Origin of the sequence: Methylobacterium sp. 2A (genome assembly GCF_009806555.1) — a bacterium.
Lineage (GTDB): Bacteria > Pseudomonadota > Alphaproteobacteria > Rhizobiales > Beijerinckiaceae > Methylobacterium.
The window spans coordinates 220,964-236,332 of sequence record NZ_VUOK01000021.1; the positions used below are offsets into that span (position 1 = coordinate 220,964).

The window sequence follows — 15,369 nt, forward strand, 5'->3', positions numbered from 1 at the left end:
TACGGCCGCGTGCCCACGACGATTAGGCTTGTCCCGATCGTCTTCGGATTTTCCCAGTCACCGAACGGTTTTCGGTACGGGATTCAACGTCGAGACCGGCCGCATGCGCATCGTCCCGATCATCGTCTGTGCGGGTCTCCTGGCGGGCTGCACCTTCAAGGGCGTGCCCGATCCCGCCCTCTCGGCGCGCGATGCGGAATTCATGGCGCTCGTGCCGGATGCCGAGTTCGACCCGCATTTCGCCCGGTACGAGATGAACGATCCGACTCATGAGCCGCCCGGCACCATCGTGGTCGAGACCAAGGAGCGTCAGCTCTACCTCGTTGAGCCCGGCGGGAAGGCGCTCCGCTACGGCGTCTCGGTCGGCGACGAGGCCTATGGCTGGACCGGCAAGGCCACCGTCGACCGCAAGGCGGAATGGCCGGCCTGGAACCCGCCGGCCGAGATGATCAAGCGCTGGCCGCATGTCCACGCCATGCAGGGCGGGCCGATGAATCCGCTGGGCGCCCGCGCCCTCTACCTGTCGGACCACGGCAAGGACACGCTCTACCGGATCCACGGCACCAACGAGCCGGAGAAGATCGGGCAGGCGGTCTCCTCCGGCTGCATCCGCATGCGCAACATCGACGTGGTGGACCTCTACAATCGCGTCCCCGTCGGCGCGACGGTCATCGTCCGGTAACGCAACCGGTCAACGTCCCAATAAGCCTGCTTGCTTGGGGGGTGTTTACCTGAACTTCCGTTCAGATCTGGCCATTAACTTCTGGCAGGGAAGCCGTCCCGTAAGTTGAAGACACACAGGGACAAGCACCGACCGCAACACAGGTCGGAGGAGCAGGCGACCATGACCATGATTTCCGTTCAACAGTTCTGCAACCATGCCGTTTCGACAGGCATGATCAGCGACGAGGACCTGCTGGTCCTCAAGCGTGAGGTTCTCCCAGAAGGCCTGATGACCCGCGAAGAGGCGGACCTGCTGATCGCCCTGGAGCGCGCGGTGATCGGTTCCGAGGCCTTCGCCGACTTCCTCGTGGCCTCGGTCGTCGACTTCGCCGTATGGGGCACCCGGCCGACCGGTTACATCGACCGCGACGTGGCCGCCTGGCTCGCCGCCTCGCTCAGCGGTCGCGAGGGCCCGAGCCCGGTCGGTGCGCGGATCGCCATGGAGATCGTCCGGGAAGCCCAGGGCAGCGCCGAATCGCTGATGGCCTTCGCCCTCGAAGCCAACCGCCGGACCCATGACGCGGTCCAGCCCGCCCGCATGAGCTTTGCACTGGCCGCCTGAGCCTTCGACAAAGGCGCAGCTTCCGTCTGTCGCGCAACTGATCTATCGGGACAGTCAAGCCGGTGCGCAGTCCGGCGATCTCGGATGCAGTGCGCCAGCGATGTTCGACAAGATCCTGATTGCCAACCGGGGCGAGATCGCCTGCCGGGTCATCAAGACCGCCCGGAAGATGGGCATCAGGACCGTAGCGGTCTACTCGGATGCCGATCGCGACGCCGTGCACGTCGCCATGGCCGACGAGGCCGTGCATATCGGCCCCGCCGCAGCGGCGGAATCCTATCTGGTCATCGACAAGATCGTCGAGGCCTGCAAGCAGACCGGCGCGCAGGCCGTGCATCCCGGCTACGGCTTCCTCTCCGAGCGCGAGGCCTTCCCGAAGGCGCTCGAAGCCGCCGGCATCGTGTTCATCGGCCCGAATCCCGCCGCGATCGCCGCCATGGGCGACAAGATCGAATCGAAGAAGGCGGCGGCTGCGGCCGAGGTCTCCACGGTCCCCGGATTCCTCGGGGTGATCGAATCACCCGAGCATGCCCGGACGATCGCCGACGAGATCGGCTACCCGGTGATGATCAAGGCCTCCGCGGGCGGCGGCGGCAAGGGCATGCGCATCGCCTTCTCGGGCGACGAGGTCGCGGAGGGCTTCGCCCGCGCCAAGTCGGAGGCGGCTTCCTCGTTCGGCGACGACCGCGTCTTCATCGAGAAGTTCATCACAGATCCGCGCCACATCGAGATCCAGCTGATCGGCGATAAGCACGGGAACGTCATCTACCTCGGCGAGCGCGAGTGCTCGATTCAGCGGCGTAACCAGAAAGTGATCGAGGAGGCGCCATCGCCGCTCCTCGACAAGAAGACCCGCCGCAAGATGGGCGAGCAGGCCGTCGCCCTCGCCAAGGCGGTGAACTACGATTCGGCCGGCACGGTCGAGTTCGTGGCCGGGCAGGACAAGTCGTTCTACTTCCTCGAGATGAACACCCGTCTGCAGGTCGAGCATCCGGTGACCGAGATGATCACCGGGCTCGATCTCGTCGAGCTGATGATCCGCGTCGCCGCCGGCGAGAAGCTGCCGATCACCCAGGACGACGTGAAGCTCAACGGCTGGGCTGTGGAAAGCCGCGTCTATGCCGAGGATCCGACCCGCAACTTCCTGCCCTCGATCGGCCGGCTGACCACCTACCGTCCGCCGGAGGAGGGGCAGCAGGGCAAGGCGATCGTGCGCAACGATACCGGCGTGGAAGAAGGCGGCGAGATCGCCATCCACTACGATCCGATGATCGCCAAGCTGGTGACCTGGGCGCCGAGCCGCGCCGAGGCGATCGCCGCGCAGGCCGAGGCGCTCGACGCTTTCGCGATCGACGGCATCCGCCACAACATCCCGTTCCTGTCGGCCCTGATGGCGCATCCGCGCTGGCAGGAGGGCCGCCTGTCCACCGGCTTCATCGCCGAGGAGTTTCCGGAGGGCTTTACGGCGCCGGAGCCCGCCGGGCCGGTGGCGCTGCGCATGATGGCCGCCGCAGCGGCGATCGATCACAAGCTCAACCAGCGCAAGCGCGGCATCTCCGGGCAGATGCGGGCGCCGGGCCTGTTCGCCTTCGAGCGGGATCGCGTCGTGATCCTGGCCGGTCAGTCCTATCCCGTCACGGTCCAGCCGGAGGGCGAGGATCTGCTGATCACCCAGGACGACGGCGCGTCGCTGACGGTGGCGAGCGCGTGGCGTCCGGGCGAGCCGGTCTGGATCGGCACGATCGGGTCGGAGCGCGTCGCAATCCAGGTGCGCAGCCTGCTCAACGGCGTGTTCCTGCAGCACGCGGGCGCGGCCGCCGAGGCCCGTGTCTATACCCGCCGCGAGGCCGAGCTCGCCGCTTTGATGCCGGTGAAGGAGCAGGCGGGCTCGGGCAAGCAGGTGCTCTGCCCGATGCCGGGGCTCGTGAAGCAGATCCTGGTGACCGAGGGCCAGGAGGTGAAGAACGGCGAGCCGATCGCGGTCGTCGAGGCGATGAAGATGGAGAACGTGCTGCGCGCCGAGCGGGACGCGACCGTGGGCAAGATCCACGCGAAGGAGGGTGAAAGCCTCGCGGTCGACGCGGTGATCCTGGAGTTCGCCTGAGCCGGGACGCGTTCGTCGTACCCGCGGCTTACGGCGCGCAGACGAGGCCGCGCTCGGAAGCCGTGAACGATGCCTGCCAGCATCGCGACCGCGCCGATAGATCGAATGACCGAAAGCCCCGAGGCCGCTCGGCCTCGGACGCACGAGACGTCAATCCGCGCGTATGCCAGTTCATCTCGGCGAGCCGATGTTCAGACGGACCGGCTTTCCGCAGCGAGGCCACCCCGCGCCTTCAGCGCCCGGTAGGCCGACACGGCAACCGCGAGATCGGTCCGCAGCCGCCGCTCATCGCCGAGGGCGTCGCGACCGTAGGTGAGGCCCAGGATGTGGGCGGCCTCGTAGCCCTCCGGCAACTCGCCGGCCGTGCCCAGGCCAATGGTGTCGTTCGGAAGCCGGTCGGCGAAGTCGGCGAGGCGTTTTCGGAGCATCACGCCGCTCGTCCGGAGACGATCGCCCGCGCTGGCTCCGTACGTGCGGATCGCCGCCACCGTGCCCTGTGCGAGCGACAGATGCACCGCCTCGCGGTGCGCCGGGAACAGATAGACCAGATAGTAGCCCCGCGTCGCGCTGGTGGTGATCGCGGGATCGAAGATCGCGAGCCACGGCACGGCGGCCCACTTGGCTCCGCGCCCCGGGCTGCCCTTCACGAGGAACGGACCGTCGATCGCGGCCAGCGCGCCGCGCAACTCGTCCGGCGCGCCCTTCCGGATCACCGTGGCGAGCGGATGCCCGGCTGGCGGGTCGAGCCGGGCGAGCGGGTATTCCTCGATGATCCGCCGAAGCGCGTAGCCGAGGCTCACGGCTGCGCCAGAACCCCACCGGTCAAGGATTCGCGGACCCCAGTGGTCGACGGGAAGGTGATGGGCAGGCCCTTGAGCGAGCGCACGGCCAGATACGCGAAGGCCTGCGCCTCCAGATAGGCCGAGGACCAGCCGATCGCGTCGGCTGTCGTGATCTCGGCGCGCAGGTGGTAGTTCAGCAGCCGCACCAACTCGCCGTTGCGGGCGCCGCCGCCGGCCACGATCCAGCGGGTCGGGATCTCAGGGGCGTGGTCGAGGGCGCGGGCGACCGCGCGGGCCGTGAAGGCGGTGAGCGTCGCGGCGCCGTCCTCGGTGGAGAGCTGGCCCGCCAGCTTGTGCGAGAACCAGTTCCGGTCGAGGGATTTGGGCGGCTTGCGGAAGAAGAACGGGTGCGTCAGCAGCCACGCGAGGAGTTGCTCGTCGGGCCGGCCCCGGGCGGCGGTGCGGCCGCCATCGTCGAGGTTCTTGCCCTCGCGCTCCTGCATCCACTCGTCGATCAGGGCATTGCCGGGGCCGGTGTCGAAGGCGATGACGCCGCCCTTCGAGTCGATCAGCGTCGCGTTGGCGACGCCGCCGATATTGAGGATGCCGAACGGCCCGTCGAAGCCCGACGCCTCGGCGAGCGCCTTGTGGAACACCGGCACGAGCGGCGCGCCCTGCCCGCCCGCCTCGATGTCGGCCCGGCGCAGATCAGACACCACCGGGATGCCGAGGCGCGTCGCCAGGGCCTGTCCGTCGCCGATCTGGATCGAGATGCGCTGGTCGGGCCGGTGGATCACGGTCTGTCCGTGAAAACCGATGACGTCGATGTCCGAGGCGGACAGGCCGTTTTCCTCAAGAAAGCGCTCGACCGCCTCGGCATGGGCCTGCGTGACGAAGGCCTCCGCCTCCGGCAGGCGGCCGGGCCGGTCGCCGGGATGGAGAACGGATTCCGCGTCCTTGGTCGCCGCGCGCAGGAGCGCCTTCTCGTCCTCCGCGTAGCCGCGGTAGCCGGTCGGCCCCAGCGGCTCCAGGAAGTTGTTGTGGCCCTTGACCACGTGGACCCGCTCGCCGTCGGTCTCGATCAGCGCGATGTCGACGCCGTCCAGCGAGGTGCCGCTCATCAGCCCGATCGCGCGCATCATCGCCATGCCGTTCCGCCCCGTGCCTTTCCGCGAACGCCCTGCTAAGAGCGCGCCGTATCCTGAACCCAGCGCGAGCTAGCATGCGGGGCCTCGGCCTGTCGCGCCAGCACGCGGCCCGAGATTGTATCCATGACCGCCGAGAGCTTCGCGCCGAAATCCGATTTCCTGCGGATCCTGACCGAGCGCGGCTATATCCACCAGACCTCCGACCTCGCCGGGATCGACGCGGCGGCCCTGGAAGGCCGGCTCACCACCTATGTCGGCTACGATTGCACGGCGCCCTCGCTGCATGTCGGGCACCTGCTCTCGATCATGATGCTGCACTGGCTGCAGGCCACGGGCGGGAAGCCGATCGCCCTGATGGGCGGCGGCACCACGCGGGTCGGCGATCCGTCGGGGCGCGACGAGACGCGAAAGATCCTCACCGTCGAGCAGATCGATGCCAACAAGGCCGAGATCCGCAAGACCTTCGACCGGTTCCTGCGCTTCGGCGCGGGCGCCGACGATGCCGTGATGGTCGACAATGCCGAGTGGCTGACGAAGCTCAACTACATCGAGATGCTGCGCGATGTCGGCCGCCATTTCTCGGTGAACCGCATGCTGTCGATGGACAGCGTGCGCCTGCGCCTGGAGCGCGACCAGGAACTCTCGTTCCTGGAATTCAACTACATGATCCTGCAATCCTACGACTTCGTGGAGCTGAACCGCCGCTACGGCTGCGTCATGCAGATGGGCGGCTCGGACCAGTGGGGCAACATCGTCAACGGCATCGATCTCGGCCGCCGCATGGGCACGCCGCAGCTCTACGCCCTGACCTGCCCGCTCCTGACCACGTCGTCGGGCGCCAAGATGGGCAAGACCGCCGCCGGCGCCGTCTGGCTCAACCCGGACATGCTGAAGCCCTACGATTACTGGCAGTTCTGGCGGAACACCGAGGATGCGGACGTGGCCCGCTTCCTCAAGCTGTTCACCCTGCTGCCGATGGAGGAGATCACGCGGCTGGCGGCGCTCGCCGGCTCCGAGATCAACGCCGCCAAGACGGTGCTGGCCACCGAGGCGACGGCCCTGATGCACGGCCGCGAGGCCGCGGAGGCGGCCGCCGAGACGGCGCGCAAGACCTTCGTCGAGGGCACGCTCGCGGCCGACCTGCCGAGCGTCTCGGTGCCGGCCGCGACGCTGCAGGCCGGGCTCGGGGTGCTGACCGCCTTCGGTCCGGAGATCGCGAAGCTCGTGCCCTCGACCAGCGAGGCCCGGCGCCAGATCAAGGGCGGCGGCCTGCGCGTCAACGACGTGCCGGTGACGGACGAGAAGGCGGTGCTGGGCCAGGGCGACCTCACGGCCGACGGCGTGATCAAGCTCTCCTTCGGTAAGAAGCGACACGTGTTGCTGCGGGTGGAATGAGGGCCCCGGCCGGACTCATCGTGCCGATAGGCGGCGCTTCGGCCAACATCCCGGTTTCAAAAGGTCCGTGACCCAGCTGTTTCAAGGTGTTTGGCCCCGGGTCGCGGCGTGGGCTCGGCACACCGGGACGCGCAGCACACGGAGCGCCGCGCCAGCGGCTCACGGTGTGTCAGCATGCGACCGGGAATAGGGTCGTGGACGACCGGGTCCTCAATGTCAGGGTTTTACCCCGACACCCCACCAAAGGGACACGTCCCTTTGGAAGCCCCTGACCCAGGATCGGATCGCGGCCCGTGACGAGCATGCGCGAGCCGCCTTCCGAACCAAGGGGGGGATGTCCTACGGGTCCAGCCCCTCCGCGGCGCGCCGCGCCGCCCGCAGCTTCTCGACCCGGGCCACCGAGAACACGGAGGCCTCATAGAGGAGCAGCATCGGGATCGCGAGGGAAAGCTGAGAGATCACGTCGGGCGGCGTCAGCACCGCGGCCGCGACGAAGACCAGCACGATGGCGTAGCGCCGCTTCTCGCGCAGGAAGGCCGCGTCGATGATGCCGATCTGCCCCAGCAGGGTCAGGATCACCGGCAACTGGAACGCGATGCCGAACGCGAAGATCAGCGTCATGATCAGCGACAGGTATTCGTCCACCTTGGGCAGCAGCTTGATCGTCGGCTCGCCGGCCACGCCCACCTGCTGGAGCGAGACCGAGAACTTGATCAGCAGCGGCATCGCCAGGAAGAACACCACCAGCGCGCCGAGCAGGAAGAAGATCGGCGTGGCCACGAGGTAGGGCAGGAAGGCCTTGCGCTCGTTCCGGTAGAGCCCCGGCGCCACGAACGCGTAGATCTGGGTGGCGATCACCGGGAAGGCCAGGAAGGCCGCGCCGAAGACGCTGAGCTTGATGTTGGTGAAGACCTGTTCGAGGAAGTGGGTCGCGATCAGTTCGGCATTCTGCGCGCCGACCACCGAGACGTAGGGGTAGACCAGCACATTGTAGATGTCGCGTGAGAAGAAGAAGCACGCGAAGAACATCAGCACGAAAGCGATGAGCGACTTGATCAGGCGCGCGCGCAGCTCGATCAGGTGCTCGAGCAGCGGAGCCCGGGAGGCTTCGATCTCGGCCTCGTCGGCGTCGGTGATCATCGGGCAGCGGCGCCGTTCTTCGGATCGACGGGGGCCTCATGGGCCACGACCGGATCTGCGGGTGGGCCGAACGGATCGTCGACCGAGCCGGGGACAGGGAGCGGCGCTTCCACGGCCGCCGGCTGCGGGGCGGGATGCGGCGCCGCGGATGCCGTGTCGGAGGCGGGACTCGGGGCCTCCTGCTCGGCCTTGAGCTGCGCCGTCGCCTCGGCGAGGGAGCGCGTCTCTCCGGCGGGCGGCGGGGGGCCGAGCTTCTCCGGTCCGACCTTGGTCCGGCCCTCGACGGCGCCCTTCAGCTCGTCGCGGATCGTCTGGACGGGATTGAAGGTCGAGCCCACGCCGCGCACGGTATTGCGGATGCCATCGACCTCGCGGCGAACGTCGTCGAGTTCGGCCTCGCGGATCGCCTCGTTGAACTGCATCTGGAACTCGCCGGCCATGCGGCGCAGCTTCGAGGTGATCTGCCCGACGGTGCGGAGCGCCTTCGGCAGGTCCTTCGGCCCGATGACGATGAGGGCGACGCCGCCGATCAGCATCACCTCGCCCCAACTCATGTCCAGCATGTCGTCGACGGTCCTGCTGCCCGGGGAACCGAAGCTCGGCTCCCGTCAGGCTCTACACCAGCGCACGTCCCGTGGCAGTACCCTAGACCGGCTTGCGTTCGCCGGCGGGGATGTGGCTCGCCGGAATGGCGGTGCCGGGGCTGGTCTCGGCCGTGTGCGGGATCGTGCGGACGGGCTCGGCCGGCGGCACGACGGTCGGGTTCGCCGGGGGCGTCTCGTCCTCCGCCATGCCCTTCTTGAACGCCTTGATGCCCTTGGCGACGTCACCCATCAGGTCGGAGACCTTGCCGCGCCCGAAGAGCAGCATCACGATGACGGCGACGATGACCCAGTGCCAGATACTCATGCTGCCCATGGCAACCTCCTGCGTGCGCCCCGGAAAGCGGGAGCGGGACGCCACGTCCGGTTGAGGATTTCGGGGCGAACCTAGGGATCACGCCGCGCGAACACAAGCACGGGCGGTGCCAGGGGCGGTGGAAGGCCGCGGTGGAAGGCCGCGGGTCAGGCGGCTGCCAACGCCGCCGCGAACTGCGCCCGCGCCTCCGGCACGTCCAGCCCGTCGCCGGCCGGGTCGAGGCGCGCCAGCGCGGCGGCGGCCCGCTCCGCGGCCTGCCCCGCGAGCGTTGGGGCGGCTTCGGCGACGGCGCGCATCTCCTCCATCGCGCCGTTGCAATGGAGACCGACATCGATACCCGCCGCGAAGGCCCGCTCGGCCCGCTCGCGGAACGTTCCGATCAGAGCGTGCATCGACAGGTCGTCGGTCATCAACAGGCCGTCGAAGCCGATCGCACCGCGGATCACCTCGCGGATGACCGTCGCGGATTGCGTGGCCGGGCGCTCGGGGTCGATCGCGGCGAACACCACGTGGGCGCTCATCGCCATCGGCAGATCGGCGAGCGCCTGGAAGGGGCGGAAATCCTGCGCCTCCAGCGCTTCCCGACTGGCTTCGACCACCGGCAAACCGTGATGGCTGTCGCAGGCGGCGCGGCCGTGCCCCGGAATGTGCTTCATCACCGGCAGGACTCCGCCGGCCATCAGACCCTCGGCGACCGCCCGGCCGATCGCTGCGACGGAGGCCGGATTCGTCCCGTAGGCCCGGTCGCCGATGATGTCGTGCGCGCCCTGGGTCGGAACGTCGAGGACGGGGGCGCAATCCACGTTGATGCCGACCTCCGCGAGATCGTGCGCCATCAGGCGCGCCCCCAGGCGGGCGATCGTCGTGGCGCTGCCGTTCAGCCGGCCATAACGCCCGCCCGCCGGATAGGCCGGCCAGTGCGGCGGACCCATGCGCTGGACCCGGCCCCCCTCCTGATCGATCAGGATCGGCGCCGTGTCGCGGCCGAGGCAGGCGCGCAGCGCATCCGTCAGCGCGCGCACCTCGTCGGGCGTGCCGATGTTGCGCTTGAACAGGATGAAGCCCCAGGGCCGCACGTCGCGGAAGAAGGCGCCCTCCTCTGCGGAGAGCGATTTGCCGGCGCAACCGAGGATCAGGGCACGGGAGGTCATCGGAAGGTCTCAACAGGACTCGGTGGGTGCGCGACGCGAAGGACGCGCTCGGCCGGGCAGACTCGATGCGCACAGAGTCGGGCGGGAACTGGGAGCCGGCAAGCCGAATCGACGGCATGATGCCAGGGACGGGCGCGCGCGCCAGGAGTGTTGCCGCCAGGACTCGGATCAGGAATGCGGCCCGTTCAGGCGGGTCGACGCCGACGGGGCTCGGCCTCGACGCCGGCCGCCGGCATGCCGGGGCCGACCGCGATCGGCGCCATCACGACGATTGTGGGCGTGGCGGCAGCCCCGGCGTGTCAGTTCTTCGCGACGAAGCACTGACCGCCGGCACTCTGCAGCGAACTGCACAGGCTCGACGCCTCGGCCTTCTCGAGCGGCCCGACGCGGACGCGGAAGATGGTCTTGCCGTTGACCTCGGCCTGGCGGATGAGCTCCGGCTTTCCGGCCAACTGGCTGTACTTGCCCTGCAGCTGATGCAGCGCGGCCCGCGCCTCCGCGGCCGAACCGCGGACGCCGAGTTGCACCGCGAATCCGCCGACGGCGCCGCTGGTCACGGCCGCATCGTCGGTCCGCGTGGTGCTGGCGGTGGTATCCGGGAGGGAGGCCGGACCCGCGGTGGCGACGCGCTGGGCGGCCTTCGGCGGGGGCTTCACGGCCACGGGCTTCGGCGGCGGCGCCTCGACGGGGGTCGGGGCCGGCGGCGCCTCGACCGGAGCCGGGATCGCCTGCGGCGCGCTCGCGGCAGCCTGGCGGTTCGGCTTGGCCTTCGGTGCCGGCGCGGGCGGCGGCTCGTCGGTGGGCAGCACCATGGTGGGGATCGGCGACGGGCCCGCGTCGGCCTGCGCAGCCTCGCGGGCCGGGGGTGCGGGCGGCGCCTCGGGCTTCACTGCGACGGTCCGGACGCGGCGCGGCTCGCCGAACGCCTCGAACGGGCCGTTACCCGGCGTCGTGCCACCCTGGCTGGATGGGCTGGCCGTCGGACCCTGTGCCGCCCGCGCCGCCTCGGCCACGTCGAGGGGCTGTTCCTCGCGGTTCACGATCTTGATCTGGCCGTCCTTCTTGCCCTTCGGATCGTAGATCTGCCGGTTCTGATCGGGGATCTCGACGCCGTCGGCCACCTTGGGCGCGACCTTCAGGGGCGTCGAATCCGCTTGGACCACCGGCACGCCGCCGTGGCTGGTGCCACTCAGGCCCTTGTAGGTGAGAGCCCCCGTGATGGCGACCGCGACCACGGCAATGCCGGCCCCGACGGAGACGAGCCGGCGTCGCGGATTGGCGCGCTGCAGGGGCCGGTCGTCCGCGTAAACCTCGTCAGCACTGTCGTCGGCTGCGCCGCCAGCGTGGGCATAGGGCGCCTCTTCGTGCGTATCCCGTTCGACGGAGGCGAGATACTGATCGAACGCGTCAGCCGGTGAGGCCTTGGCGGGCTCCGGCGTGAAAGTCGGCTCGACCCGGCCGTTCCACCCGGTTTGCGGCTCCGGAGGGGCTACGGCCCGCATTTGGTCGCGGGCGGCGAGGAGCGCGCGGAACGGGTCGTCCTGCCCGACGATCCGCGCGAGTTCGGCCAGGGGATCAACCTTCCCAGCGCCCTGCCCCTGCGGATGCTCGTGGTGCAAGTCGCGCGCGAGGGCGTCCAGATCGACCTGAGCGCGCGAAGCGTTCGTCATGGCAGCATCCTCACATCAGCGCCGGCTGAGGACCGCTTCCGCGCGGCCCTATCGCATCTCGTCCGGCGCGGTCACACCAAGTACCGCGAGGCCCGCGGCGAGCGTGCTCCGTAGTGCTTCGGCGAGCGCGAGCCGGGCCCAGGTCGACTTTCGATCGGTTGCATTAACAAACCGTAATTGCGGCAAGTCTTTGCCCTTGTTCCAGAAACTATGGAGCGCAGAAGCGGTTTCATAGAGGTGGAACGCGATCCGATGGGGCTCGTGGGCCACGGCCGCCGATTCGACGACGCGCGGGTACTGGGCGATGAGCCGCATCATTTCGATTTCGCCCGGGTCGGTGAGCAGGCCGAAATCCGCCTCCTCGACCAGCTTGGCGGGCGACAGGTCGGCGTCGGGAAACGCGTCCCGGGCCTGCCGCTGGACCGAGCGCACCCGGGCATGGGCGTATTGTACGTAGAAGACCGGATTGTCCTTCGACTGCTCGACCACCTTGGCGAGGTCGAAATCCAGCGTCGCATCGTTCTTGCGGTAGAGCATCATGAAGCGGATCGCGTCGCGCCCGACTTCGTCGATGACGTCGCGCAGGGTGACGAACTCGCCGGCCCGCTTCGACATCTTCACCGGCTCGCCTGCGCGCAACAGCCGCACGAGCTGGCAGAGCTTGACGTCGAGCGTCGCCTTGCCGTCGCTCACGGCCTTCACGGCCGCCTGCATGCGCTTCACGTAGCCGCCATGGTCGGCGCCGAGCACGTCGATGAGCTCGGTGGCGCCTGCGACGTACTTCGCCCGGTGATAGGCGATATCGGAGGCGAAATAGGTGTAGGACCCATCGGATTTCAGCAGCGGCCGGTCGCTGTCGTCGCCGAACTCCTTCGTGCGGAACAGCGTCTGCTCGCGATCCTCCCAATCGTCGGGCAGCTGGCCCTTCGGCGGCGGCAGCCGGCCCTCGTAGACGAGGCCGCGCTCGCGCAGCTCTTGGAGGAGCGCCTTGACGGCGCCGCTCTCCTGAAGCGTCCGCTCGGAGAAGAACACGTCGTGCCGGATTCCGATCGCCTCCAGATCGGCCCGGATCATGGCCATCATCATGCCGAGTGCGGTCTCCCGCACCACCGGCAGCCACGCCGATTCGGGCTGGTCGAGCAGCGCACGCCCGTGCGTCTCGGCGAGCTTGGCGCCGACGGGCTTCAGGTAATCGCCGGGATACAGCCCCTCCCCGATCGCGAAGGGTTCGCCCAGCGCTTCGCGGTAGCGCTGGAAGGCCGAGCGGGCCAGAACGTCGACCTGCGCGCCGGCATCGTTGATGTAATATTCCCGCGTCACGGTCCGGCCGGCGGCGACCAGCAGATTGCACAGGGCGTCGCCGAACACCGCGCCCCGGCCGTGCCCGACATGCATCGGCCCGGTGGGGTTGGCCGAGACGTACTCGACGTTGATCGGGCCGCCCGGCATCTGCGCCCGGCCGAACGCCTCCGGCGCGGTGAGGGCGCTGCGCAGCACGGCGTGGAAGATCGCGGGATCGAGCCGCAGGTTGATGAAGCCGGGTCCGGCAACGCTCGCCTCGACGATGCGCGGATCGGTCCGCAGTTCCGCGGCCAAAGCCTCGCCCAGGGCCTTCGGATTGGTTCGCGCCTCCTTGGCGAGCACCAGGGCGGCGTTGGTGGCGAGGTCGCCGTGGGACGGGTCGCGCGGCGGCTCGACGACCACGCGGCCGAGATCCAGCCCCTCCGGCAGCTGGCCGGCGCGGGTCAGCGCCTCCAGGGCCTCGCGCACGCGCGCCTCGAACAGGGCGAATATGTTCATCGTCTCGGTCTCGCTCGCGGGGAACCTGTCGCCCGGCCCAATCGGGCTGCGCCCGCCCGGGCCGTCTAGCAAGGGGGCGGGAGGGTGTCACGGCGCGGGTGCGGTGCGGCGCTCAGGGCCGAGCAGACGAACGGCGGCTGGGACGGCGAGGCGCCCCGGGCCTCAACCCGCCATGCGCGGTGCCCGTCACGGCTCGGCCAACGGCAAGCCCCGGCTCGGCAACTCCCAGTGCAGATCCGGCGTCGTGTCGTAGAGCTTGCGATGGGCCAGCACCGCGTAGGTGTCGGTCATACCGGCGATGTAGTCGGCGACCCGGCGTGCGATCCGGGCCGGCGGCGCGCCGTCGAGGCCGGTGTTCCACTCCTCGGGCATGCGCGCCGGATCCGCGGTGAAGGCGGTGAACAGATCGCGGACGATGGCGTCGGCCTTCCTGCGCACCGCCACGACACCCGGATGCCGGTACATCCGCCCCCACAGGAAGCGCATGATATCGGCGTCGGCGGCGGAAATCTCCGGCGAGAACGCGATGACCGGCTCGCGCGCCCCGCGGATATCCTCGACACGATGCGGCTTCAAAGCCGCGATCCGGCGGCCACCCTCGCGGATCACGTCCTCGACGAAGCGCGTGATCACGCGCCGCGCCAATTCGTGGATCTTGCGCGAGGGCTCCAGGCCCGGGTGCAACCCATCGATCTCGTCCAGCAGCCCGGCCAGGAACGGCACGGCGCGCAGCTCCGGGATCTCGAACAGGCCGGCGCGCAGGCCGTCGTCGAGATCGTGGGCCGCATAGGCGATATCGTCGGCGAGCGAGGCGGCCTGCGCCTCCGGGCCGGCCTGGCTCCACAGGTCGAGCGGATTCAGCCTATCGTATTCCAGGATCGCGGCCGGGATGCCGCGCTCGGCGTAGCGCGGCGTCGGCCGGCCCTCGGAATCGAGCAGCGGGCCGTTGTGCTTGACCAGCCCCTCCAGCGTCTCCCAGGCGAGGTTGAGCCCGTCGAACCCGGCGTAGCGCCGCTCCAGGCGCGTCACGATCCTCAGGGCCTGCGCGTTGTGGTCGAAGCCGCCATGCTCGGCCATGCAGGCGTCGAGCGCATCCTCGCCGGTATGGCCGAAGCAGGTGTGGCCGAGGTCGTGGCTCAGCGCCAAAGCCTCGGCGAGATCCTCGTCGAGCCCCAGCGCCCGCGCCAGCGCCCGACCGATCTGGCTGACCTCCAGGGTGTGGGTCAGCCGGGTCCGGTAATGGTCCCCCTCGTGATGCACGAAGACCTGCGTCTTGTGCTTCAGCCGCCGGAACGCCGTCGAGTGGATGATCCGGTCCCGGTCGCGTTGGAAGTCGCTGCGGGTCGGCGAGCCGGCCTCGGGGATGAGGCGACCCCGGGTCCGGGCCGGATCCGTGGCGTAGGGCGCGCGCCAGCGCTCGCCGTTAGGCCGCACGGGATCCGCCCCCTGTCTCACGCATAAGGGTCATGACCGCTCCTCGTCCCACGCGTTGCGACGCGGGCTCAGGAACCATATCTTGTCGGTCATGACGCCCGGGACAACGGTCCGGCAGCGGCGTCCACCGAACGAATGCGTGGCCTAGAGACCGATGGCTGACATCACCCTGACCGACCGCGCGGCCAAGCGCATCAACGAGATCATGACCTCCGAGCCCGCCGGCTCGTCGCTGCGGATCAGCGTCAACGGCGGCGGCTGTTCGGGCTTCTCCTACGCCTTCGACATCGTCCGGGGCCGTGAGGCGCAGGACATCGCGATCGAGCGCGACGGCGCCACCGTGGTGGTCGATCCGGTCTCTCTGGAATACATGAGCGGCTCGACCATCGATTTCGTGAACGACCTGATCGGCCAATCCTTCAAGATCGAGAACCCGCTCGCCACGGCGTCCTGCGGCTGCGGCACGTCCTTCTCGCTATAGGTCGCGAGCCCAAACGGCGAATCACACTGTGAACCCTGCCTGGATTGCGATCGCAGGGTTC

The 15,369-nt window shown here is 69.2% G+C and carries 14 protein-coding genes; 5 read left to right on the top strand and 9 right to left on the bottom strand.

The window, feature by feature from the left end; genetic code table 11:
- The first annotated feature begins 103 nt into the window (after positions 1–103).
- From FVE89_RS12075 to FVE89_RS12085, 3 genes are all read left to right on the top strand, one after another.
- On the top strand, positions 104–682 hold the full coding sequence (locus FVE89_RS12075; RefSeq protein ID WP_160534189.1) for a L,D-transpeptidase: 579 nt from the start codon (positions 104–106) through the stop codon (positions 680–682).
- Positions 683–844: 162 nt separating this feature from the next.
- Positions 845–1,285, top strand: coding sequence for a hypothetical protein (locus FVE89_RS12080; protein ID WP_160534190.1), 441 nt, complete (start codon positions 845–847; stop codon positions 1,283–1,285).
- A gap of 100 nt (positions 1,286–1,385) precedes the next feature.
- Complete coding sequence (locus tag FVE89_RS12085; RefSeq protein WP_160534191.1) at positions 1,386–3,389, top strand: acetyl/propionyl/methylcrotonyl-CoA carboxylase subunit alpha; 2,004 nt, start codon at positions 1,386–1,388, stop codon at positions 3,387–3,389.
- A gap of 191 nt (positions 3,390–3,580) precedes the next feature.
- On the opposite strand, the gene FVE89_RS12090 is transcribed toward FVE89_RS12085, so the two are convergent.
- Positions 3,581–4,189, bottom strand: a complete 609-nt coding sequence (locus tag FVE89_RS12090; protein ID WP_160534192.1) for a DUF3578 domain-containing protein — start codon at positions 4,187–4,189, stop codon at positions 3,581–3,583.
- Entirely contained in the window at positions 4,186–5,319 is a 1,134-nt protein-coding gene (locus FVE89_RS12095) for an anhydro-N-acetylmuramic acid kinase (RefSeq protein WP_160534193.1), read from the bottom strand. The genes FVE89_RS12090 and FVE89_RS12095 overlap by 4 nt, the downstream gene beginning before the upstream one ends.
- 123 nt (positions 5,320–5,442) lie before the next feature.
- On the opposite strand from FVE89_RS12095, the gene tyrS reads away from it, so the two are divergent.
- Complete coding sequence (gene tyrS, locus FVE89_RS12100; RefSeq protein WP_160534194.1) at positions 5,443–6,714, top strand: tyrosine--tRNA ligase; 1,272 nt, start codon at positions 5,443–5,445, stop codon at positions 6,712–6,714.
- Between the two features lie 339 nt (positions 6,715–7,053).
- Here the strand turns inward: tyrS and tatC are convergent, their stop codons facing one another.
- From tatC to FVE89_RS12135, 7 genes are all read right to left on the bottom strand, one after another.
- The gene (gene tatC, locus FVE89_RS12105) at positions 7,054–7,854 is read right to left on the bottom strand and encodes a twin-arginine translocase subunit TatC (protein WP_160534195.1); all 801 of its coding nucleotides are present in this window, start codon (positions 7,852–7,854) and stop codon (positions 7,054–7,056) included.
- Positions 7,851–8,417: a Sec-independent protein translocase protein TatB gene (gene tatB, locus FVE89_RS12110; RefSeq protein WP_160534196.1), complete on the bottom strand. Its 567-nt coding sequence runs from the start codon at positions 8,415–8,417 to the stop codon at positions 7,851–7,853. Before tatB ends, tatC begins: the two co-directional genes overlap by 4 nt.
- An 82-nt stretch (positions 8,418–8,499) precedes the next feature.
- On the bottom strand, positions 8,500–8,772 hold the full coding sequence (locus FVE89_RS12115; protein ID WP_160534197.1) for a twin-arginine translocase TatA/TatE family subunit: 273 nt from the start codon (positions 8,770–8,772) through the stop codon (positions 8,500–8,502).
- Between the two features lie 146 nt (positions 8,773–8,918).
- Complete coding sequence (gene nagZ / locus FVE89_RS12120) at positions 8,919–9,923, bottom strand: beta-N-acetylhexosaminidase (RefSeq protein WP_160534198.1); 1,005 nt, start codon at positions 9,921–9,923, stop codon at positions 8,919–8,921.
- Positions 9,924–10,222: 299 nt separating this feature from the next.
- Entirely contained in the window at positions 10,223–11,593 is a 1,371-nt protein-coding gene (locus FVE89_RS12125) for an SPOR domain-containing protein (RefSeq protein WP_160534199.1), read from the bottom strand.
- A gap of 48 nt (positions 11,594–11,641) precedes the next feature.
- Positions 11,642–13,393 (bottom strand): arginine--tRNA ligase, encoded by a 1,752-nt coding sequence (gene argS / locus FVE89_RS12130; protein WP_160534200.1) that lies wholly within the window; start codon positions 13,391–13,393, stop codon positions 11,642–11,644.
- A gap of 186 nt (positions 13,394–13,579) precedes the next feature.
- Positions 13,580–14,827: a deoxyguanosinetriphosphate triphosphohydrolase gene (locus FVE89_RS12135; protein WP_160534201.1), complete on the bottom strand. Its 1,248-nt coding sequence runs from the start codon at positions 14,825–14,827 to the stop codon at positions 13,580–13,582.
- 154 nt (positions 14,828–14,981) lie between these two features.
- Between FVE89_RS12135 and FVE89_RS12140 the strand changes: the two genes are divergently transcribed.
- Positions 14,982–15,308 (top strand): iron-sulfur cluster assembly accessory protein, encoded by a 327-nt coding sequence (locus tag FVE89_RS12140; protein ID WP_160534202.1) that lies wholly within the window; start codon positions 14,982–14,984, stop codon positions 15,306–15,308.
- Positions 15,309–15,369 lie beyond the last annotated feature (61 nt).